We start from the raw sequence: 20,408 nt of genomic DNA, 5'->3' as shown, positions 1-20,408 counted from the left end.
CTCACCCAAGGTGCACCCCCAGGTGATTCACCCCTGACGGACGCGCTCGCGATCGGTTCACTCACGCAGCAGCAGGTCGAGCAGACCGGGGAAGCGGGCCTCGAACTCCTCACGGCGCAGGCGGTTGACCCGCCGGGGGCCCTGGTCGCGCTGTTCGACGAGGCCCGCGCCGCGCAGGACCGAGAAGTGATGGCTGAGCGCCGCCTTGCCCACGGGTACGTCGAAGCTGCCGCAGCTGCGCGACCAGTCGTCGGAGCCCGCCAGCTCGCGGATGAGCTGGAGACGCACGGGATCGGCGACAGCGGACAGCGCGGTCAGGACGGACACCTCCGCGGGATCCGTGTGCACCGGCGCCGCACGGTGACCGCCGCCCCCGGACTCGTTCGGCATGCCCCGGCCCTCCCACGCGCACCCCGGCACCCTGCCGAGTGTTCGACGGATATCTTACGGTCCCGGTGTTCGCGTCACCTCGATCACCCGGCGAGGTGCCGGGCGACGGCCCCGAGGAGGTCGTCGATGTCGGCGTCCCTGGTGGCGAAGGACGTGACGAAGCGGACGACGCCCGGTTCCCAGCGGTCGTGGTAGAAGGCGTAGCCCTCGGCCAGGAGCGCCTGAGTGACCTGTTCGGGCAGGCGGCAGAAGACGATGTTGGCGTCGGTGGCGCCGAGCAGCCCGACGTCGGGTATCGCCTTCAGCCCCTCCGTCAGACGGGCGGCCATGGCGTTGGCGCGGGCGGCGTTGCGCAGCCAGAGGCCGTCGGTGAGGTAGGCGTCCAGCTGGGCCGCGTGGAAGCGTGTCTTGGCGGCGAGCTGGCCCGCGCGCTTGGCGCGGAAGGCGAGTTCGGGGGTGAGGGAGCGGTCGAAGACCACGATCGCGTCGGCGGTCATCGTGCCGTTCTTGGTGGCCCCGAACGACAGCAGGTCGACCCCGGCCCGCCAGCTCAGTTCGGCGGGGGTACGGCCGAGCGCGGCGACGGCCCCGGCGAAGCGCGCGCCGTCCATGTGCAGCCGCAGCCCCGCCTCCCCGGTGATCGCGCCCAGCGTGCCGAGTTCGTCGAGGGTGAGGACCGCCCCGGTCTCGGTGGCCTGGGTGACGCTCACCACGGAGGGCTCCACGCTGTGCACGTCCCCGGCCTTGTGCCGTACGGCAGCCCGGAGTTCCGCGGGGTCGATCTTCGCGTCCCGGCCGCCGAGCGGGACCAGCTTCGCGCCGCCCGTGTAGAACTCGGGCGCTCCGCACTCGTCGTTGTTGACGTGGCTGTCGCGGTGGCACAGCACGCTCCCCCACGGCGGGGTCAGCGCCGCGAGGCTCAGGGCGTTGGCGGCGGAGCCGGTGGACACCACCAGGAGGTCGACCTCGCGCTCGAAGATCTCGCCCAGCCGGCGCCGGACACCGGCGGTGATGTCGTCGGCGCCGTACGGCAGGGCAGGCCCTGCGGCGGCCCGGGCGACGGCCTCGACGATCTCTGGGGAGGCCCCTGCGGTGTTGTCGCTGCTGAAGATGCGCGTGAGCGGCGGCGTGGTGGTGGTCATGGTCGTGGCGTGTCCTTCTCTTCCGGGTGGGGGCGGTGGCGCGGGTCAGAACTGCCGACGGGTGACCGGTGCCGGGTCGGCCGCGCGGATGAGCTGGCGCAGTGCGCCGTAGTAGACCTCGTGGTCGGTGACGGCGGGCACGATCACGGCCAACTGGCCGGTCAGCGCCGGGAACTCGGCCGGGTCGAGCGCGGCGAGCGCGGTGCGGGTGGCCGCCTGCGCGGACCTCGGATCGCGGTGGTCGACGAAGCCCGCGCTGCCGAGGGTGAGCAGGTACATCCGCCGGTACGCGGCGATCGCCCCCTCGGGTGTCATTCCGGCGGCGACGCTGTGGGCGAGCTGCGGCTCGGCCAGCCGGGCCAGCAGGTGGGGGCCGAGCCAGGGCCGGGTGCCGCGCAGGGCGAGGAGTCCCGGATGCGCCGCCAGCAACTGGTACAGCGCGGTGAACCGGGTCTCGGTGGCCGTCGCCCAGTCGGCGTCCGGCCCGGCCTCGGGCAGCCGGGCGGCCAGCCGGTCGACGCACAGGTCGAGGAGTCCGGCCAGGTCGGTGCACCGGCGCTGGAGGGAGGCGAGGGAGATCTCCAGCCGCGCGGCCAGCGCCCGGAAGGTCAGCGCCTCGGGGCCGTCCTCGTCGATCACGCGGAGGGCGGTCTCGGCGATGCGGTCCGGGGTGGCGCGGTCCAACGAGGGCGAATGACGGGGCATACGGGTCATCGTACGGTACGGCGTATCGAAAAAGTTCGTATCGAAAAACCGCGCACAGCCCGGCGCCCGGTGGCTGCGGGAGTCGTGTCAGGCCGGCTCAGCCGTGGTGCCGCGCGGCACGAGCCGTGGGGGCAGGACGACCTCGCGGGGCTCGGAACGGCCCTCGTCGAGGCGTTCCACGGCGGCGATCACCGCGTGCCGGGCCTGTTCCCGCGCGCTCTGGCTGACGGTGGTCAGGTTGAAGCAGCTCAGCCGGGAGAGCGCGTCGTCGTCGTAGCCGGCCACCGACACCTCGCCGGGGACCGGCACCCCCGCCCGGGCCAGCGCGGCCAGCACCCCGATCGCGCACTGGTCGTTGAAGGCCACGACCGCCGTGGGCAGCCGCGCACCCGCGAGGAGCTGCCGCGCCGCGCGCTCCCCGGACGCCTCGGTCGGATCACCGGCCAGCACCCGCACCTCGTCGTCCAGACCGTGCCGGCGCATCGCGGCCCGGTAACCCCGGCGCCGGTCGGTGGCGATCACGCCCCTGCCGCCGTCGACGTAGACGATCTCGCGGTGCCCGAGCCCGGCCAGATGGTCCACGATCTGCCCCACCCCGTCGTCGTCCGCCGTCCGTACGACGTCCAGCGCGGCGTCGGCGATCCGCCGGCCGACCGCCACCACCGGGGCCTTGCCGTCGAACGCGGCGAGCGTGTCCGCGGGCGCGGTCGGACCGAGCAGGATCAGCGCCTCGCTGCGGAACGCCAGCAGGGTGTCCACGGCGGTGGTCTCGTCGCGGGTACGGGTCGTGGTGCTCAGCACGAGGTCGTAGCCGACCTCCTCGGCCGCGGTGTGCAGGTGCTCGACCAGCTCGGCATGGAAGGGGCTGCGGATGTCCACCATCACGCCCAGCAGCCGACTGCGCCGGCTCGCCAGCGAGCTCGCCGTACGGTCCACCCGGTACCCCAGATCGGCCGCCGCCTTCAGCACCCGCTCCCGCGTCCGCTCACTCGGACCGGGCACCCCGCGCAGCACCAACGACACCGACGCCGTGGACACACCCACCCGTGCCGCCACGTCCTCCAGCCGGGGGCGCCTGGCCGCCGCGCCCTGCCGCCGCCCCGCGGAACCCTCGTCACCCACTCGTGCCTCCCGCGCCGCGACTCTCCGACACCCCCACGGACAAGGCAGATGGTAACAGAACTTAAAACGCTTTAAGAATGCGGGCCCGCAGGCGCCCTGCAGGCAGGGCCCGCCCCGACGCGGATGGTGGGCGGGCCCTGCCACCGGACCGATTCTCCCGAGGCGTGGCGCGAGAGGCCCATGGGTGCGCGGACGGCTTCCGTGGTGAACGGCGCCCACGGTGTGCGGGCCGCGCACACCCCGTACGAATCGGGGCTCGCGCGATGCTTGACGACGGGCGCGGGCGGGAAGGCGCACTTCAACCGAAAACACCACGACACCCAGTTTTCCGTCGGCCGCCGCCCCCGTGATCAACCACACCCCGCGGCGGGCGATACTGGGCCTCCATACATCACACCCGCCACCTTCACGAACGGACTCATGCACATCTCGTCGACCGTCCCGCCCTCGACGCCGTCCACCGTGTGGTCGGCCCGGGGCCGCCACACGGGCCCCGCCGCGCCGGACGTCCTGCGCAAGAACCTCCAGTCACTCAAGGACAGCGGGGCCGTCCAGGACTTCCTGGAACTGCCCGACACCGAGACCGCCGAGGGCGAGTCCGCCTTCGAGGCCCGCTGGCAGGTGCCGGAGGAGGTGACCGTGCGCGCCCGGCTGAAACTCTCGGAGTGGTCGGGCCGGGGCCAGGAGTGGACGCTGGTCGCGGAGGCGGAACAGCCCTGGGACCTGCGGTGGCCGTCGCCCGCCGAGAAGTTCTGGCCGTGGGACACGGATGACGCGTGGGGCCAGGAGACCGTCACCGGGCTGCGCTTCCTCGAAACCAACCCGCTGCCCGCCGACGACAAGGAACTGCGCCGCGCGCTCCGGGACGCCCTGCGCGACTCCTGGACCATGCACGTCGTCGTCCACGAGGCGATGACCCCCGACGAGTCGGGCCGTCTTCCGCTGGTGCGGCTGCTGCCGCCCGGCCTCCACCACCGTGTGCTGGAGCACCGGGCGGCCCCGCACCAGCTGCGGACCGTCAACTGGGCCCTCAAGGACTTCGGCGTGGAGGTACCGCGCGGCGGCGCGCTGGTGCTGCCGGGCACACCGGCCCCGGAAGGCTACGACGCCGGTGACTTCTCGGTGCGCAGCGTGTTCCTGGACGGCTCGCACCCGACGGAACTGCTGGACGCGGTACACCGGTTCGCGGCCCTGCCCCGGGCACTGCCGGAGGGCGGCGACGCCGCGCTCACCCTGCTGCGGGAGAAGTGGCGGCTGCTGACCCTGGAGGAGGAACTCGCCAGGGAACGCGAACTGGTCGCGATGTACAAGGGGGCCCTGGAGGCGATGACCGAGTCCCGGGACCTGTACCGCGAGGCCGCCGAGCAGGCCCACGAGGCACTGGTCGCCTTCCGGGAGGCGGCCCCCGAGCCGAGCGAGCCGCCCCAGCCGCCGGCCAGGAAGGCCGGCTCGCCCTTCCAGCAGCTGGGCCGCACCCTGGAACGCCTCAGGGAGACGACCAAGGGGCTGCGCCCCGGGGCGGGTTCGAGCCCGGAACCGGAGACCGGTACGCCGAGCGCGGCGGAGGCGCCCACACAGGACACCCCGGAGCCGACCGACCGCTGACCACACCCCGCCGCCGCACAACTGGGGTCGTATACCGCGTCTCGCCACCCGGACGCAGCAACCACGCGCGCCTTCAGGGCGTCAATCACGTCGGAATCGGGCGTTCGGTCCGCAGAATCGGGGCATTCGAAACAGAGGACGGAACTCCGACGAAACGCCGTACGACGCACGCGAAGGGAGGCCCGTGGACAGGACCACCACTGTGGTCGTGATCGTCGTGGCGGTGCTGGCCACCGCTCTGTTCGCCGCGGCCGTGACGGTACTGGTGAAGCTGGTCCGGACCCGTCGCGGCCTCAGACGCGCCGGACTGCCGACCGGGCCGCGCTGGGTGTTCTGGGGCGCGGTCCTGTACCTCGTCCTGCCGACCGACATACTGCCCGATCCGGTCTATCTCGACGACATCGGCGTCCTTCTGTTTGCCCTGCGTACCCTGCGTCGTGCCCCTGAGGCCCTCGACGCCGGGGCCCCAACTGACCGTATTTGAAGACGTTTTCACCCCCCGTTCGTCACATCTCCCCTGCTCCGCGCCCTGTTGGGGGCCCAACTCCGCGAAGATCACGCAGAGTAAGGAAACCAACCACTCGTTCGATTCGTATAAGTGACTGAGGGTCGCACCAATGCAGCGGGCCCGAGTGACGTCGCACAGCGGCACCGCTTGATCGAGGCAGTACCGACGAGGGAGAGAACATGCAACCGTTCGCGCTCAACTACGCACGCCCTGCGGCGGAGTTGGAGTTCGACACTCCATACGCCTACGACTCCGGACTGCAGTTGAACGTACTCCTCGACGGCCGTGTCGCCGCTCGTGACCACGCACTGCTCAGAGAACTGGCGACAACGACGTCAACGGCGGGGTCCAAGACCCACTTCGACGACTGAGCACGGGCCGAGAAAATGACCGTGCTCATCCTGACCTGCGAAGAGGACGTCACGGCGGACATGGTGGTCGTGCACCTGAACGCCGCGGGCGTCCCGGTCGTCCGGCTCGATCCGGCCGATCTGACCAGCACCGTGGCCCTCTCGGGCGAGTACGTCCACGGTGCCTTCCGTGGCCATCTGTCGTCCGCCGGCCGGCTGCTGAGCCTCGACGGGCTGCGGTCCGTGTGGGTCCGCCGGCCGGGCACCGCGGCGGCCCGGGCGGCCGAACCGTCCCCGTGGCTCACGGAGGAGGCCTCGCAGGCGCTCTACGGCATGCTCCGGGGCACCGGGGCGCGCTGGATGAACCATCCCGACGCGGCGATGCGCGCCCGGCACAAGCCGTGGCAGCTGCGCCAGGCACAGCTGAGCGGGCTGCCCGTGCCCGCGACCCTCATCACGAGCTTCCCGCAGGCCGCGCGGGACTTCGCGGAGCGCTATCCGGACCTGGTGGTCAAGCCGGTGTCCGGGGCGCATCCGCAGGATCCGCCCCGGGCGGTGCCCACCACCCGGGTCCCGCCCGGCGCCGACTTCGCCGCCGTCGCCTACGGCCCGACCCTGCTGCAGCGCCGGGTCGCCAAGCGGGCCGACATCCGGCTGACGGCGGTGGGCGCGAGGATGCTGGCCGCCCGGAAGGAGACCGTTCCGGGCGACGATCCCGAGGTGGTGGACGTGCGGTTCGCGTCCTCCTCCTCACCGTGGCGCCCGGCCGATGTCCCGCCGCGCCTGGGCGAGGCCGTACAGGCGTATCTGCGCGAGGCACAACTGTCGTACGGGGCCTTCGACTTCGCCGAGGACGCCGACGGGACCTGGTGGTTCCTGGAGTGCAACCAGTCGGGGCAGTTCGGCTTCGTGGAGGTGGACACCGGTCAGCCGATCGCCCGCACCATCGCGGAGTGGCTGGCCGGGCCGGGTACCGAGCGCGCCCGGAACGCCGACCGCTGCGGAACGACGGCCTCCTGAACAGGACTTCCTGAACAGGGCTTTTCGAACAGGACTTGCCGAACAGGGGCTGAACGCGGTGGGGCCGCTCCCGGTTGCCGGGAGCGGCCCCACCGCGTTCCGGCCTGTTTCACACGGCGAGCGGCAGATCCCCGCCCGTCGCCCCGTCCCGGGGCTCGAGCAGGGCGTCCGCCGCGGCGACCGCCTCCCGGACGTCGGACGTCCCCATCAGCACGCACAACGTGTACGCCACGTCCTGCAGCGCGCGGGCGGTCTCCGGCCGCTCCCGCTCCGACTGAGCGATCCTCAGCGTCGCATAGCGGGTCAGCAGCGTCCTGGCGACCTTCGGGTCCGGAACGATCACGAGCGCCCCTCTCTACGGTTGTTGCGCTGCGTGTGCCCGGACCTGGGCGATTCATGCGCAGCGGAGAGACATGTCACCCTCCAGGGGCATGATCGCGCCACGGGTGCCCGGACGGTTCACGACACGAGCGAGTACTGTGCGTGACCATTGCCCGCGCTGTGCGCCGCCCGAGATCTCACTGTGCGTGACGGTCCTTTACCATCCCGTGGGTTACGAGCCTCCGAGGAGTACGCCCGACATGAACGACGTGACCCTGCGCGCCCTGCTGGCCTTCGAGGACGGCGACGCGCTGCGGCTGCTGTGCGCGCCCGCCGAGGAGGACGCCCCGGTGCGGCGGATCGCGGTCGGCCTGGACGACCTGGGCTCGGGTGCGGAGGACGCCCTGCTGCTGGCCGTGGGGGCGGACCCGGTCGCGGGTACCGTCCGGGAGGCCGCCCGGCGCGGCGCCCGCGCCGTCGTCCTCGCCGGCGCCCTCGCGGAGCCGGACGAGGATCTCGTGGCGGTCGCCCGGGAGACCGGCGTCGCCCTGCTCACCCGCGCCGAGGGAGCCGACTGGGCGCAGACCGCCGCGTTCCTGCGGTCCGCCCTCACCTACCTCGGCACCGTTCGGGACGACGACGCGCCGGCCACGTCGTCCCTCTCCGTCCTGGCGGCGCGCGTCGCGGCGTCCGTGAACGGCTCCATCACCGTCGAGGACGCCCAGCTGAGGGTCCTGGCCCACTCCGCGACGGGTCCCGGCGCGGACGCGCTGCGCCGCACCGTCATCCTGGGCGGCCGGGTACCCGACTGGCGGGTCGCCGAGCTGCGCCGCAGCGGTCTGCTGCGGGCGCTGTGGACCTCGCCGGACGTCATCCACCGGGCCGCCGACGACGAGAACCCCGAGCGGCTGGTCGTCGCCGTGCGCAGCGGCCGTGAGGTGCTCGGGTCGATCTGGGCCGCCGCGGACGGCACGGCGCTGGCCCCGGACGCGGCCCGGCATCTGCGCACCGCCGCCGGGCTCGCCGCGCCGCTGCTGGTGCGCGAGCGGCTGCGCGAGAGCGGTACGGCGCACCGGCGGGAGGCCGCGGTGCGCGGTCTGCTGTACGGGCTCGGGGACCGGCGCACCCACGCCTGGGCGCTGGGTCTCGCGCCGGACGCGCCGTGCGCGGTGGTGGTGGCCGAGCGCCTCCCCACCGGCCGGGCCGACGACCGGTCCCTGGACGTCCTCGCGCTGGAGATCTCGGCCCACCGCCCCGGCTCGGGCGTCCTGCGCGACGGCGACCGACTGACCCTGCTGCTGACCGGTGAGGGCCCGGCGGCGGACCACGAGACCGCCGTACGGGCCGCCGTACGCGACCTCGAAGGGGTCGTGTCGTCGGCGCCGGGCACGGTGTGGCTGGGGATCGGGCCGGTCGTGCGGCCGGCGGAGGCAGACCGGTCGCACGAGCGTGCCGTGCTGGTGGTGCGGGCGTTGCGGGAGCGGGAGACGCGGGCGTCGGCCGCGGGGCAGCCGCGTCCGGCGCGCTGGTCCGACGCGGCCGGGGTGGCGGGGCCGCTGGAGGCGCTGCGGGTGCTGGACGCGGTGCGTCCGGTCTGGGAGTCCGGCGCGGGTCCGGTGCACGATCTGGTCCGCGCGGACCTCGCGGCGGGCGGCGAGCTCGTACGGACCCTGGCGGCGTACTTCGACGCCGGGTGCGACGTACCGGAGGCCGCCCGGCGGCTCGTCGTGCACTCCAACACGCTCCGGTACCGCCTGGGCCGGATCCGGGAGCGGCACGGTGTGGACCTGGACGACCCGGACACCCGGCTGCTGCTGTCCCTCGCGGTACGGCTGGCGCCCTGACGTTGTGCTCGGACACAAAGGTTCCGGTTGCCTTTGGGCAGGACGCCGAAGACGTACGGCCGGTGCGGGGTGACCCTGGAAGTGTCCCGCAGGGCACCGCACCGCACTCCAGCCGAGGAGAACACGACGTGTCGTCCGCCAGGCCCACCAGGCCCACCGAGCTCCCTGAGTCCCCCGAGCTCCCCAACGACCGGCTCGCGCTCGCCGTCCGCCAGGCCGTCGCCGACGGGCTCGTCGGGGAGGACCGGCCGCTGGCCGGCTTCATCGACGTCCGGGGCGTACGGGAGAGCGCCGCCGCGCTGCACGAGGCGTTCGGCCGGGTGCCGGACGTGCTGCACGCCTTCGCGGCCAAGGCCTGCTCCCTCGTGCCGGTGCTGCGGCTGCTGGCCGACGCCGGCATGGGCTGCGAGGTGGCGAGCCGGGGCGAGCTGCGGCTGGCGCTGGACGCCGGGTTCGCCCCGGCCCGTATCGTGCTGGACTCCCCGGCCAAGACCCGGGGCGAACTCCGTGAGGCCCTCGCTCTCGGCGTCGCCGTCAACGCCGACAACCTGGCCGAACTCGACCGGATCGACGCCCTGCGCGCGGACGACTGCGCCTCCGTCATCGGGCTGCGGGTCAATCCCCAGGTCGGCGGCGGCTCCATCGGCGCGATGAGCACCGCGACCGCGCACTCCAAGTTCGGTGTGGCGCTGCGGGATCCGGCGGCCCGCACGCGCGTGATCGAGGCGTTCGCCCGCCGCCCCTGGCTGACCCGGCTGCACGCGCACGTCGGCTCGCAGGGCTGCCCGCTGCCCCTGATCGCGGAGGGGCTCGCGGCGACGTACCGGCTCGCCGAGGAGATCAACGCGTTCCTCGGCCGCCGCCAGGTCACCAGCCTCGACCTGGGCGGCGGACTGCCGGTGAACTTCGCCGACGACTGTGTGACGCCCACCTACGCCGAGTACGTCGCCGTCCTGACGGCCACCGAGCCGGGCCTGCTCGACGGCCGCTACCAGGTGGTCACCGAGTTCGGCCGCTCCCTGCTGGCCAAGAACGGCTTCACGGCCGCGTTCGTCGAATACGTCAAGGAGGCGGGCGGGCGGCGGATCGCCCTCACCCACGCGGGCGCCCACATCGCCACCCGTACGGTGTTCATGCCGGAGGCCTGGCCGCTGCGGGTCTCGGCGTACGGCCCCGACGGCACGCCCAAGAAGACACCCTCCGTGCCCCAGGACATCGCGGGTCCGCTGTGCTTCGCCGGGGACGTCGTCGCGCACGAACGCGAACTGCCCGAACTCGCCGAGGGGGACGTGGTCGTCCTGCACGACACGGGCGCGTACTACTTCTCGGCGCACTGGGCGTACAACAGCCTGCCGAGGCCCGCCGTGTACGGCTACCTGGTCGAGGGGGACGGCCGGGTCGGGTTCACCACGGTCCGGGAGGCGCAGACGCCTCGGGAGATCTCCGAGGAGAGCGGCCTGTCCCGGGCGGACGCCCTGCTCACGGGGTTCGCCGCGCCCTCCCTCCACTGAGGGAGGGGGGTGCCGCCGGACGGCATCCGTGTGCGAGGCTCGACCGGCACCGGGATTTCACGACAGCAGGGAGAGTCAGCGGTCATGCGGATAGGTCTGCTCGGCACCGGCCCCTGGGCGCAGATGGTCTACGCCCCCGTCCTCGCCGCCCACGAGGACGTCGACTTCGTCGGCGTGTGGGGCCGCCGCCCGGAGGCCGCCGGGGAAGTGGCGGACCGGCACGGCACCCGGGCCTACGTCGACGTCGACGCCCTGCTCGCCGACGTCGACGCGGTCGCGGTGGCGCTGCCGCCGGACGTCCAGGCGGACCTCGCGGCGCGGGCGGCACGGGCCGGCCGCCATGTGCTGCTCGACAAGCCCGTCGCCACGACGGTGGCCGGCGGCCGGGCCCTGGTGGAGGCCGTCGAGGAGGCGAAGGTCGCCTCCGTGGTCTTCTTCACCACCCGCTTCCTGCCCGAGGCCGCCGCCTGGATCGCCGAACAGACGGCCGCCGAGGGGTGGTTCACGGGGCACGCCCAGTGGCTGGGGTCGGTGTTCACCGAAGAGGGCGACAGCCCGTTCGCCACGCCCTGGCGGCGCGAGAAGGGCGCCCTGTGGGACGTCGGCCCGCACGCCCTGTCGGTGCTGCTGCCGGTCCTGGGCGACGTCCGCCGGGTGGCGGCAGCGGCGTCCGGGCCCGGCGACACCGTGCACGCGGTGCTGGAGCACACCGGTGGCGCGTCCAGCACCCTGACGCTGAGTCTGACGGCTCCGGACGCGGCGTCGGGCGCGGGTGTCGAGCTGCGCGGTGCGGCCGGGGTGGCACGGTTGCCGCAGGGCGGGGTGGACGCCGCGGGCGCCCTCGGCCGCGCGGTGGACGCGCTGCGTGCCGCCGCCCGGGACGGCAGTCCGCACGCCTGCGACGCGGCGTTCGGCCTGCGCGTCACGGAGATCCTCGCGGACGTGGAGGCCCTGCTGTAACCGGCCGGAGTCCGCGTATCCTTCGGCCGTGGCCGAGACCGAACCGATGCGCCTTCCCGACATGCCGCTGCACGATCCGTTCGTCGTGGCCGACGCCGAGTCCCGGACGTATCACCTCTACACGTCCAACGAACCGTCCGTGTCGGGCGTGGACGGCGTCGGCACGATGGTCTACCGCAGCCGCGATCTGCGCGACTGGACCCGCCCCACGGTGGTCTTCCTGACCGCTGACCAGGAGGGCATCTGGGCGACGGACGGCGCATGGGCACCGGAAGTGCACGCGTGGGCGGGCAGGTACTACCTGTTCACCACGCTCCACGACGAGTCGAAGCCGCTTCCGGTGCCGCCGCCGGGCCCGTGGGGCACGCCGCTGCCGATGCGGAACCACCTGCGGGGCACGGTCATCGCCGTGTCCGACTCCCTCCTGGGCCCCTTCACGGTCCTGACCCCCGAACGCCCCGCCACCCCCGGGCAGTTGATGGCCCTCGACGGCACCCTGCATGTCGACGTGTCCGGACAGCCGTGGCTGGTCTACGCGCACGAGTGGCTCCAGACCATCGACGGCACCATGGAAGCCGTCCGGCTGGCTCCGGACCTGTCCCGGACGGACGGAGACCCGGTCCTCCTCTTCAAGGCGTCGGACGCCCCCTGGCTCACCGAGCAGATCCCCGCCGGGGTACCCCACCAGCTCGCGCCGTACATCACCGACGGCCCTCAGCTGCACCGCGCGCCGGACGGCTCCCTGCTCATGCTGTGGTCGACGTACGAGAAGAACGCGGCCGGCCCGGACGGCACCATCAGCGGCGGCTACGTCCAGACCTGCGCCGTCTCCGGGTCCGGCACCGTCACCGGGCCTTGGGAACAGCGCCGCCCCCTCGTCCGCGACGACAGCGGCCACGGCATGCTGTTCCACACCTTCGACGGCCAACTGACCCTGATCCTCCACCGCCCCTTCGAGAACGCCCGCGGCAAGCTGTACGACGTCGGCTTCGAGGGAGCGGAACTCCGCGTCCTGCGTCACCGCACCGACCTGGACGGCGACGGCTGACGCAGCACCGCTCCCCCGGAGCCGGCTGCTCAGCTCAGCTCGAAGTTCACCCGCTCCCGGATGACGGGGTAGCCCGCCTTCGTGAAGTGGGCGGCCATCGGGAAGTTGCCCTGGTCGGTGGCGGCGGCGATGAACTCGGCGCCGCGTTCGGCGAGGTAGTGCGTGCACTCGGCGAGCAGGTCGTAGGCGTACCCGTGGCCCCGCTGTTCGGGCACGACGCCGATGTACCCGATACAGGGCCCGGAGGGGTTGTGGGCCGGGATGTGGATGCCGGCCAGGTCACCGTCCGGGGTGCGCGCGATCTGCCACCACTCGCGCGGCGAGGGACACCAGTGGAAGAAGTCCATCTCCTCCTGGACGGCGTGGTCGAGGCCGCCCTCCCGGACGGCCCTGCGGGCGTGCGCGTCGAGGGTGTCGGAGTGGATGCGGCGCAGGGCGTCGAAGAACACCGTGTCGTCCGGTTCGGGGGCGAAGCTCAGGCGGCCGGGGCGTTCGGGCAGGCCGCAGTCCGGGGTCCAGCGGTAGACGAAGCGTTCCACGAGCGGGGTGTGCCCGGCGGCGCGGGCGGCGGCGTGCCGGGCCTCGACGGCGGCGCGCATGACGGGGTCCTCGCGCCAGCCGCCCGGCATGATCAGTTCGAGGGCGACCGGCCAGGGCGCGGTGCGCAGGAGTTCGGCGCCCGCCTCCTCCTCGCCGTCGGCGAAGTCGAACCGCTCGACGGTCAGGGGTTCGGTGTCGTCGGGGCCGCCCCACCAGGCGGCGCGGGCGACGACCCGGCCGTCGCGCAGGGCGACGCGCTTCCACTCGGGCCGGTACACGGCCTTGGCGAAGTGCTCGCCGGCGCGCATCGGGTCGGGCAAGGTGTCGAACAGGTGGACGTCGCGCTCGTCGAGCGCGCGGATGACCAGATCGGTCACGGATTCCTCCGGGTTGCGTACGGCTGGGTGCGCTCCCGGGGCGTCGGACCGGTGGGGTCAGACAGGGCACGCCGGGATCACGGGGTGGGAGCGCGGGGTGGATGAAACGTCCATCGGCGCTCGCCTCCTTCCGTGTGTCCGGCGTGCGGATCACACCGTACGAGGTCGTCCTTGATCGCGTCCATTTGTTTTTCGGCGTGCGTCCCACCCGACCGGGGTGGAGCGTGGTGGTGTGGCAGGAGTGGAGGCGGAGCGGCGGGGCTGGCTGCGGGGCGCGCCTCCGCCGGGCTGGGTGCGGGCGTTGCCGGTGCTGCTGCTCGTGGGCGTCGGCGCGGCCACGCTGGCCAGTCCGGACCCGCTGGACATCGGTTTCCTGCTGGGCGCGATCCCGGCGCTTGCCGTGCTGTCGTACGGTCCTGTGGCGACCGCGCTGCTCGGCGCGGCGGTGGTCGTGCTGCTGACCGTGCCGGCGTTCCGGCTGGACGATCCGGGCCAGACCGACCTGCTGACCGTCTGTTTCGTGGCCCTGCTGAGCGTGTTCGTGGCGTTCGTGCGCCACCGCCGGGATGTGCAGCTGGACACCGAGCGGACGGTCGCGGAGGCGGCGCAGCGGGCCGTGGTGCCACCGGTGCCCGAGCGGGTGGGACCGGTGCGCTGCGCGGGCCTGTACCGGGCTGCCGAGCGCGGCACGCTGGTGGGCGGCGACTTCTTCGACGTACGGGAGAGCCCGCACGGGGTGCGGGCGGTGCTGGGGGACGTACGGGGGCACGGGCTGGCGGCGATCGCGACGGTGGCGTCCCTGCTGGGGGCGTTCCGGGAGGCGGTGCTCGACCAGCCGGACCTGGAGTCGGTGGCCGCCCGCCTGGACCGCCGGCTGGTGGTGGACTCGGCGCAGGTGACGCATACCGAGCTGTTCGCGACGGCGGTGCTGCTGGAGTTCGCGAAGGACGCGGCGGCCGTACGGGTGCTGGTCTGCGGTCATCCGCCGCCGGTCCTGCTGCGGGACGACGGTACGGCGTCGGAGGTGACCGCCGTCCCGTGGACACCCCTGGGGCTGGCGCTGCCGGGGGCGGACCCGCCCGTCGGCCGGGTCCTCGAACTGCATCCCGGCGACCGGCTGTTCCTCGCCTCGGACGGCGTGTGGGAGGCCAGGAACGGCGCCGGTACCTTCTATCCGCTGGCGGAGCGGCTGCCCGCGCTGACGGACGGCGCCGATCCGGCGGCCACGGCCTCCCGGGTCTGGGCCGATGTCCTGCGGCACTCCCCCGCCGTCCGGGACGACGTCACGATGCTCGTTCTCGCGCCTGACGCGCCCGGGCGTCCGCGGAGCCGCTGAGCTCCTCGCCCTCGGTGTCGATGTGCGGCATGATCCGGTCCAGCCAGCGGGGTGTCCACCAGGCGTGCGGGCCGAGCAGGGTCATCACCGCGGGCACCATGAGCAGCCGTACGACGGTCGCGTCGATGAGCACGCTGACGGCGAGGCCCAGTCCCAGCATCTTCACCACGATGTTGTCGCTGATGAGGAAGGCCGCGAACACGCTCACCATGATGAGGGCGGCGCAGGTGATGACCCTTGCGGTGATCTCCAGGGCGTGCGCGACGGAGTCCTGGGCGTTGCCCGTGCGCAGCCAGGCCTCGTGGACGCGGGAGAGCAGGAAGATCTCGTAGTCCATGCTCAGGCCGAAGATGATCGCGAACATCATCATCGGCACATAGCTCTCGATGGGCACGTCGCCGTGCACACCCAGCGCGGGCCCGCCCCATCCCCACTGGAAGACGGCGACGACGACGCCGTAGGAGGCGGTGATGGACAGGACGTTGAGGACGGCGGCCTTCACCGCGACGAGGAGGCCGCGGAAGACGGCGAGGATGATCAGGAAGGCGAGGGCGACGACCACGCCGATGATCAGCGGCAGCCGGCTGGCGACGATGTCACGGAAGTCGACCTGGGCGGCGGTGGTGCCGGTGACATAGCCCTTGGCGTCGTAGCCGGAGACCGCGTCGGGGAGGGTGTCGTCGACGAGCCGGTTGGTGAGGTCGGTGGTGGTGGCGTCCTGCGGGGCCTGCTGCGAGTAGACGGTGCCGAGGAGCACGTCGCCGTCCTGGGTCGGCGACAGCGGGGTGACGGTGGCGGCGCCGGAGACCGCGTTCAGGGTCTTCTGCGCCTGGTCGGAGAGGGCGGAGCGCTGGTCGGAGGGGACGGCGGACTGGTCGATGACGACGGTGAGGGGGCCGTTGGAGCCGGGGCCGAAGGCGTCGGTCATCAGGTCGTAGGCCCGGCGGTCGGTGAAGGAGGTCGGGTCGGCGCCGTCGCCGATGTGGCCGAGCTGGATGGAGAAGACGGGGATGGCGAGGATCGCGATGACGGCGACGCCGGCCCCGAGGAACTGCCAGGGTCTGTGCTCCACGCGCTGCGCGTAGCGGTGCCAGGTGCCCTGCGGCGCGGCGCCGGGGGTGGCGTCGGTCTCGGCGACGGGTTTGCGCAGGTGGTAGCGGTCGATGCGGTTGCCGACGAGCCCGAGCAGGGCGGGGACCAGGGTGAGGGCGCCCGCTACGGCGGAGACGACCGTGACGGCGGCGGCGAGGCCGAGTTTGCCGATGAAGGACACCCCGGACGCGTACAGGCCGGCCAGCGCGATGATCACGGTGGTGCCGGAGACCAGGACGGCTCGGCCGCTGGTGGCGGCGGCGTGCCCGGCGGCCTGGGCGGGATCGGCGCCGTTCATCAGGCTCTGCCGGTGACGGGTGGTCAGGAAGAGGGCGTAGTCGATGCCGACGCCCAGGCCGATCATGGTGGCGAGGGTCGGCGAGACCGTGGCGAAGGTGAAGGCGGCGGCGAGCAGGCCCAGACAGGCGAGGCCGCCGATGACGCTGATCAGCGCGGTGATCAGGGGCAGCCCGGCCGCGATGACACTGCCGAAGCCGACGAGCAGGACCACGATGGCGACCCCGAAGCCGATCAGCTCGCTGGTCCGGTCGTCGGCGGCGGGCCGGGCGAGTTCGCCGAGCGAGCCGCCGTACTCGACGTCGGCGCCGGCCGCCCGCAGCGGCTGGACGGCGCTGTCGACGCCGTCGAGGTAGTCGTCGCCGAGGACGGAGGGCTGTTCGTCGAACCGGACGGTGATGTAGGCGGTCTTGCCGTCGCCCGAGACCGGGCCGACCTTCGAGGAGGTCGCGGTGAGCGGGTTCTGGACCGACAGCACATGGTCCAGCTTCTGCAGGTCGCCGACCGTGGTGGACATCTGGGAGTTCAGCGAGGTGACGGCCTGGTCGTCGTGCAGCACGATCTGGCTGCTGTAGCCGCCGGCCTGCGGGTCGTGCTCCTTCAGCACGTCGAGGCCCTCGGTGGACTGCACGCCCGGCAGCTGGAAGTTGTCCTCGTAGTCCCCGCCGAAGGCACGGTCGACCACCTGGAGCGCGGCGAGCGCGACCAGCCAGCCGACGATGACGATCACGAAGTGGCGGGCGCACCACGCGCCGAGCCCGCGCAGTCCCCCGCGTCGCGGTTCCCCGGTATTGGTGGGTGCCATGACCTGGGCTTTCTGTCTGGTGTGGACGCCCGATAGAGCTATTAGACGCCCGCCCACCGTGCCCGGCATCTCGGGTCGGGCCCTGCCCTCGGCCGTTCGGGATGCAGGGGCCGCCGTCTGGATGAATGGTGTTAGTGGACATGAATGGTGTCCGTGGACCGACGCGAGGAGCACTGATCATGCCGACGTCACAGCCCGGCGCCGCCCGGCCGTCCCCGGACCGCGTCACCCCGGACAACCTGCTCCACACGCGCACCGGCACCGATGTGTCACCCGAGGACCTGGTGCTCGCCACGGGCCGGGACCTCACTCCGCGCAGTCTGGAGTGGGCCCGCCGCAAGCTGGCCGAGGAGGGCCCGGGGACGATCGAGAAACTGCTCCCCTGATCACTTCGCCCAACCTGTTCGCTCTTTCGCCGCGGGCCCCTGAGCTGCCAGACTCCGGAGGTGCCCGACTTCGACATGCTTGTACTGGGATCAGGTCCCGGCGGTCAGAAGGCCGCCATCGCCGCGGCCAAGCTGGGCCGCCGAGTCGCCGTCGTAGACCGCCCCGACATGGTCGGCGGGGTCTCTCTCCACACCGGAACCATTCCCTCCAAGACCCTGCGCGAGGCGGTGCTGTACCTCACCGGTCTCACCCAGCGCGATCTCTATGGGCAGAGCTACCGGCTCAAGGAGAACATCACCGTCGCCGATCTGACCACGCGCACCCAGCATGTGGTGAGCCGCGAGACCGACGTCATCCGCAGCCAGTTGTCCCGCAACCACGTCGCCCTGTTCGCCGGCACCGGCCGGTTCGTCGACGACCACACGATCGCGCTGCGCGAGATCACCGGGCAGGAACGGCTGATCAGCGCCGAGCACATCGTCATCGCCACCGGCACCCGGCCCGCCCGGCCGGACACCGTGGAGTTCGACGGGCGGACCATCCTCGACTCGGACAACGTGCTGACGATCGAGCGGGTGCCGCGGTCCATGGTGATCGTCGGCGCCGGTGTGATCGGCATGGAGTACGCGTGCATGTTCGCGGCGCTCGGCAGCAAGGTCACCGTCGTGGAGAAGCGGGCCGGGATGCTCGACATGTGCGACGTCGAGGTCATCGAGTCGCTCAAGTACCACCTGCGGGACCTCGCGGTCACCTTCCGCTTCGGGGAGACCGTGTCGGCCGTGGAGCGGCATCCGCGCGGCACGCTGACCGTGCTGGCCAGCGGGAAGAAGATACCGGCGGACGCGGTGATGTACTCGGCGGGCCGGCAGGGCCTGACCGATGAACTCGACCTGGACAAGGCGGGGTTGGCGGCGGACCGGCGTGGCCGGATCGAGGTCGACGAGCACTACCGGACATCGGTGCCGCACATCTACGCGGTGGGCGACGTGATCGGTTTCCCGGCGCTGGCGGCGACCTCGATGGAGCAGGGCCGGGCAGCGGCGTACCACGCGTGCGGGGAGCCCGTGGGGCGGATGCACCACCTCCAGCCGATCGGCATCTACACCATCCCGGAGATCAGTTTCGTGGGGCGGACGGAGGATCAGCTCACCGAGGACAGCGTGCCGTTCGAGGTGGGCGTCGCCCGGTACCGGGAGCTGGCCCGGGGTCAGATCATCGGCGACGCGCACGGCATGCTGAAGCTGCTGGTCTCGCCGGAGGACCGGACGCTGCTCGGGGTGCACTGCTTCGGTTCGGGGGCCACCGAGCTGATCCACATCGGGCAGTCGGTGATGGGCTGCGGCGGCACGGTCGACTATCTGGTCGACGCCGTGTTCAACTACCCGACGCTGGCGGAGTCGTACAAGGTAGCCGCCCTCGACGCCACGAACAGGCTGCGGCAGTTGGACCACATCGGGGACTGAGCTTGAAAGCTCAAGGAGTGGGGCTATCATCACTCGCACACTCGGTGTGATCCACCCGTCACGCTCCACTTCTCCACCCCCCATGTGCACGATGAAAGCAGCACGAGCATGAGCAACAGCACCGGAAGAGGGCTGCAGGCGAACGTCCTGGGCACCTTCGACACGGTGGTGATGGCGGTCGCGGGCAGCGCCCCCGCGTACTCCATCGCCGCCACGACGGCGGTCCTGGTCGGCGCGGTGGGTCTGGCCGGCCCGGCGGCGCTGCTGTACTGCGCGATACCCATGCTGGGCATAGCCCTGGCCTTCAGCAGACTCAGCCGTATCGACGTGAACGCGGGGGCGAGTTACTCGTGGGTGGGGCGTACGCTCCACCCCTTCCTCGGGTTCATCAGCGGCTGGGCGCTGGTCGTCTCGGCGACGATCTTCATGGTGGCGGGTTCACTGCCGGCCGGGTCGATGACGCTGGCCCTGTTCGACGAGGACCTCGCCGACAACACCGCGCTGTCGACGGTGGTGGGCGCGGCCTGGTTCCTGGTGATGCTGGCGGTGGTGCTGGGCGGGGCCCGGCTCACCGTGCGGGCGCAGTTGGTCATGTCGGGCGTGGAGCTGGCGATCCTGGCCGTCTTCGCCCTGCTCGCCGCGTTCCACACCGAGGACAACGCCCTGCCGTTCGACTGGTCCTGGCTCGGTTTCAGCCACTTCGACGGGGTGTCCGGGTTCGCGTCGGGCGCGCTGGTCGCGGCGTTCTACTACTGGGGCTGGGACGTCACCAGCAACCTCAGCGAGGAGACCCGCGACAGCCGCCGTACGACGGGCCTGGCGGGGCTGATCGGCGTGGGCATCGTCTTCCTGCTCTTCGAGGTGTTCACCATCGCGGTGAACGTGATCCTCAGCTCGCAGACGATCGAGGACAACGGCGCGAACGTGCTGGCCGCGCTGGGTGAGGAGGTGTGGCCGGGCTGGGGCGGCAAGCTGCTGATCGTCGCCGTGATGCTGTCCACCATCGCCACGCTGGAGACCACGCTGATCCAGGTCACGCGCTCGCTGTTCGCGATGGGCCGGGACCGGACCATGCCGTCCGCGCTGGGCAGGGTGCACCGGGTCTGGAACACGCCGTGGGTGGCGATCACGGTGGTCGGCGGGGTGGCTCTGGTGATGTTCGTGGCGTCCAACGCGCTGGGCTCGGTGGGCGACATCCTCGCCGACGCGATCTCGGCGATCGGTCTGCAGATCGCGGTCTACTACGGCCTCGCGGGTTTGGCCGCGGTGGTCGCCTACCGCAAGACCCTCCTGAAGTCGCCGTCCGACTTCTTCCTCAGCGGGCTGTGGCCGCTGTTCGGCGCGGTGTTCATGTTCTGGATCCTCTTCGAGTCGCTGGGAGAGTTGGAACCGGCCGTGATCGCGATCGGCATCGGCGGGCTCGCGGTGGGGCTGGTGCCGATGTTCTGGTACTGGCGGCAGGGCAGCGACTACTACCGGCCGGCCCGGCTGGACGCCTCGCGGACCGTCGAGGCGGAGTACGCGCCCGACCGGCACGCGGCGGCGCACTCCACGGGCTACGAGGGTCTCCCGACCGACTTCTGAG

At 72.3% G+C, this 20,408-nt stretch carries 19 protein-coding genes and 1 pseudogene; 12 read left to right on the top strand and 8 right to left on the bottom strand.

Annotated features, from left to right (window positions below):
- Positions 1-57 precede the first annotated feature (57 nt).
- The 4 genes from ACFPIH_RS18745 to ACFPIH_RS18730 form a co-directional block, all read right to left on the bottom strand.
- Positions 58-390, bottom strand: coding sequence for an ArsR/SmtB family transcription factor (locus ACFPIH_RS18745; RefSeq protein WP_381163627.1), 333 nt, complete (start codon positions 388-390; stop codon positions 58-60).
- 83 nt (positions 391-473) lie between these two features.
- Positions 474-1,532, bottom strand: coding sequence for a threonine aldolase family protein (locus tag ACFPIH_RS18740; protein ID WP_381163630.1), 1,059 nt, complete (start codon positions 1,530-1,532; stop codon positions 474-476).
- A gap of 45 nt (positions 1,533-1,577) precedes the next feature.
- On the bottom strand, positions 1,578-2,237 hold the full coding sequence (locus ACFPIH_RS18735; protein WP_381163633.1) for a TetR/AcrR family transcriptional regulator: 660 nt from the start codon (positions 2,235-2,237) through the stop codon (positions 1,578-1,580).
- A gap of 87 nt (positions 2,238-2,324) precedes the next feature.
- On the bottom strand, positions 2,325-3,359 hold the full coding sequence (locus ACFPIH_RS18730; protein ID WP_381163636.1) for a LacI family DNA-binding transcriptional regulator: 1,035 nt from the start codon (positions 3,357-3,359) through the stop codon (positions 2,325-2,327).
- A 420-nt stretch (positions 3,360-3,779) separates the two neighbouring features.
- Here ACFPIH_RS18730 and ACFPIH_RS18725 point away from each other — a divergent pair, with 420 nt between their 5' ends.
- The 4 genes from ACFPIH_RS18725 to tgmB all read left to right on the top strand — a co-directional run bounded on the left by ACFPIH_RS18725 (position 3,780) and on the right by tgmB (position 6,842).
- Positions 3,780-4,964, top strand: a complete 1,185-nt coding sequence (locus ACFPIH_RS18725) for a hypothetical protein (protein WP_381163639.1) — start codon at positions 3,780-3,782, stop codon at positions 4,962-4,964.
- Between the two features lie 184 nt (positions 4,965-5,148).
- Positions 5,149-5,448 carry a YkvA family protein gene (locus ACFPIH_RS18720; RefSeq protein ID WP_381163642.1) on the top strand — a complete coding sequence of 100 codons (300 nt, stop codon included), beginning with the start codon at positions 5,149-5,151 and terminating at the stop codon, positions 5,446-5,448.
- Between the two features lie 203 nt (positions 5,449-5,651).
- A complete protein-coding gene (tgmA, locus tag ACFPIH_RS18715; RefSeq protein WP_381163645.1) occupies positions 5,652-5,843 on the top strand; it encodes a putative ATP-grasp-modified RiPP in 192 nt (63 codons plus the stop codon).
- Positions 5,844-5,858: 15 nt separating this feature from the next.
- On the top strand, positions 5,859-6,842 hold the full coding sequence (gene tgmB / locus ACFPIH_RS18710; RefSeq protein WP_381163648.1) for an ATP-grasp ribosomal peptide maturase: 984 nt from the start codon (positions 5,859-5,861) through the stop codon (positions 6,840-6,842).
- Positions 6,843-6,951: 109 nt separating this feature from the next.
- Here the strand turns inward: tgmB and ACFPIH_RS18705 are convergent, their stop codons facing one another.
- Positions 6,952-7,185, bottom strand: a complete 234-nt coding sequence (locus ACFPIH_RS18705; protein ID WP_381163651.1) for a DUF5133 domain-containing protein — start codon at positions 7,183-7,185, stop codon at positions 6,952-6,954.
- 238 nt (positions 7,186-7,423) lie between these two features.
- On the opposite strand from ACFPIH_RS18705, the gene ACFPIH_RS18700 reads away from it, so the two are divergent.
- From ACFPIH_RS18700 to ACFPIH_RS18685, 4 genes are all read left to right on the top strand, one after another.
- Positions 7,424-9,007, top strand: coding sequence for a PucR family transcriptional regulator (locus ACFPIH_RS18700; RefSeq protein WP_381163654.1), 1,584 nt, complete (start codon positions 7,424-7,426; stop codon positions 9,005-9,007).
- A 128-nt stretch (positions 9,008-9,135) separates the two neighbouring features.
- On the top strand, positions 9,136-10,518 hold the full coding sequence (locus ACFPIH_RS18695; protein ID WP_381163657.1) for a type III PLP-dependent enzyme domain-containing protein: 1,383 nt from the start codon (positions 9,136-9,138) through the stop codon (positions 10,516-10,518).
- Between the two features lie 84 nt (positions 10,519-10,602).
- Positions 10,603-11,478 carry a Gfo/Idh/MocA family protein gene (locus tag ACFPIH_RS18690; RefSeq protein WP_381163660.1) on the top strand — a complete coding sequence of 292 codons (876 nt, stop codon included), beginning with the start codon at positions 10,603-10,605 and terminating at the stop codon, positions 11,476-11,478.
- A gap of 46 nt (positions 11,479-11,524) precedes the next feature.
- Complete coding sequence (locus tag ACFPIH_RS18685) at positions 11,525-12,526, top strand: glycoside hydrolase family 43 protein (protein ID WP_381164598.1); 1,002 nt, start codon at positions 11,525-11,527, stop codon at positions 12,524-12,526.
- Between the two features lie 29 nt (positions 12,527-12,555).
- Here the strand turns inward: ACFPIH_RS18685 and ACFPIH_RS18680 are convergent, their stop codons facing one another.
- Positions 12,556-13,443: a GNAT family N-acetyltransferase gene (locus ACFPIH_RS18680; protein ID WP_381163663.1), complete on the bottom strand. Its 888-nt coding sequence runs from the start codon at positions 13,441-13,443 to the stop codon at positions 12,556-12,558.
- A 241-nt stretch (positions 13,444-13,684) separates the two neighbouring features.
- Here ACFPIH_RS18680 and ACFPIH_RS18675 point away from each other — a divergent pair, with 241 nt between their 5' ends.
- Positions 13,685-14,779, top strand: coding sequence for a PP2C family protein-serine/threonine phosphatase (locus ACFPIH_RS18675; protein ID WP_381164601.1), 1,095 nt, complete (start codon positions 13,685-13,687; stop codon positions 14,777-14,779).
- Here the strand turns inward: ACFPIH_RS18675 and ACFPIH_RS18670 are convergent.
- Together ACFPIH_RS18670 and ACFPIH_RS18665 are read right to left on the bottom strand one after the other, a co-directional pair.
- Positions 14,727-15,707, bottom strand: coding sequence for an MMPL family transporter (locus ACFPIH_RS18670; RefSeq protein ID WP_381164605.1), 981 nt, complete (start codon positions 15,705-15,707; stop codon positions 14,727-14,729). The two genes, ACFPIH_RS18675 and ACFPIH_RS18670, sit on opposite strands and share 53 nt — an antisense overlap.
- Before the next feature lie 141 nt (positions 15,708-15,848).
- Positions 15,849-16,973: pseudogene (locus ACFPIH_RS18665) on the bottom strand (MMPL family transporter); the annotation flags it as partial.
- Positions 16,974-17,152: 179 nt separating this feature from the next.
- Here ACFPIH_RS18665 and ACFPIH_RS18660 point away from each other — a divergent pair.
- The 3 genes from ACFPIH_RS18660 (at position 17,153) to ACFPIH_RS18650 (ending at position 20,407) form a co-directional block, all read left to right on the top strand.
- Positions 17,153-17,359 (top strand): hypothetical protein, encoded by a 207-nt coding sequence (locus ACFPIH_RS18660; RefSeq protein WP_381163666.1) that lies wholly within the window; start codon positions 17,153-17,155, stop codon positions 17,357-17,359.
- A gap of 60 nt (positions 17,360-17,419) precedes the next feature.
- Positions 17,420-18,823: a Si-specific NAD(P)(+) transhydrogenase gene (gene sthA, locus ACFPIH_RS18655; RefSeq protein ID WP_381163669.1), complete on the top strand. Its 1,404-nt coding sequence runs from the start codon at positions 17,420-17,422 to the stop codon at positions 18,821-18,823.
- 108 nt (positions 18,824-18,931) lie between these two features.
- Positions 18,932-20,407 (top strand): APC family permease, encoded by a 1,476-nt coding sequence (locus ACFPIH_RS18650; RefSeq protein ID WP_381163672.1) that lies wholly within the window; start codon positions 18,932-18,934, stop codon positions 20,405-20,407.
- The last annotated feature ends 1 nt before the right edge of the window (position 20,408 follow it).

The sequence above is a fragment of the Streptomyces vulcanius genome (assembly GCF_042653945.1).
Taxonomy (GTDB): Bacteria; Actinomycetota; Actinomycetes; order Streptomycetales; family Streptomycetaceae; genus Streptomyces; species Streptomyces mangrovi.
This window is presented reverse-complemented; position numbering and strand designations above follow the sequence as displayed.

Excerpts from the sequence above, each read along its gene's own strand:
- ACFPIH_RS18745 (WP_381163627.1), bottom strand. The coding sequence starts at position 390 with ATGCCGAACGAGTCCGGGGGCGGCGGTCACCGTGCGGCGCCGGTGCAC.
- ACFPIH_RS18740 (WP_381163630.1), bottom strand. The coding sequence starts at position 1,532 with ATGACCACCACCACGCCGCCGCTCACGCGCATCTTCAGCAGCGACAAC.
- ACFPIH_RS18735 (WP_381163633.1), bottom strand. The coding sequence starts at position 2,237 with ATGCCCCGTCATTCGCCCTCGTTGGACCGCGCCACCCCGGACCGCATC.
- ACFPIH_RS18725 (WP_381163639.1), top strand. The coding sequence starts at position 3,780 with ATGCACATCTCGTCGACCGTCCCGCCCTCGACGCCGTCCACCGTGTGG.
- tgmA (WP_381163645.1), top strand. The coding sequence starts at position 5,652 with ATGCAACCGTTCGCGCTCAACTACGCACGCCCTGCGGCGGAGTTGGAG.
- tgmB (WP_381163648.1), top strand. The coding sequence starts at position 5,859 with ATGACCGTGCTCATCCTGACCTGCGAAGAGGACGTCACGGCGGACATG.
- ACFPIH_RS18700 (WP_381163654.1), top strand. The coding sequence starts at position 7,424 with ATGAACGACGTGACCCTGCGCGCCCTGCTGGCCTTCGAGGACGGCGAC.
- ACFPIH_RS18690 (WP_381163660.1), top strand. The coding sequence starts at position 10,603 with ATGCGGATAGGTCTGCTCGGCACCGGCCCCTGGGCGCAGATGGTCTAC.
- ACFPIH_RS18685 (WP_381164598.1), top strand. The coding sequence starts at position 11,525 with ATGCGCCTTCCCGACATGCCGCTGCACGATCCGTTCGTCGTGGCCGAC.
- ACFPIH_RS18670 (WP_381164605.1), bottom strand. The coding sequence starts at position 15,707 with ATGACCGACGCCTTCGGCCCCGGCTCCAACGGCCCCCTCACCGTCGTC.
- ACFPIH_RS18660 (WP_381163666.1), top strand. The coding sequence starts at position 17,153 with ATGCCGACGTCACAGCCCGGCGCCGCCCGGCCGTCCCCGGACCGCGTC.
- ACFPIH_RS18650 (WP_381163672.1), top strand. The coding sequence starts at position 18,932 with ATGAGCAACAGCACCGGAAGAGGGCTGCAGGCGAACGTCCTGGGCACC.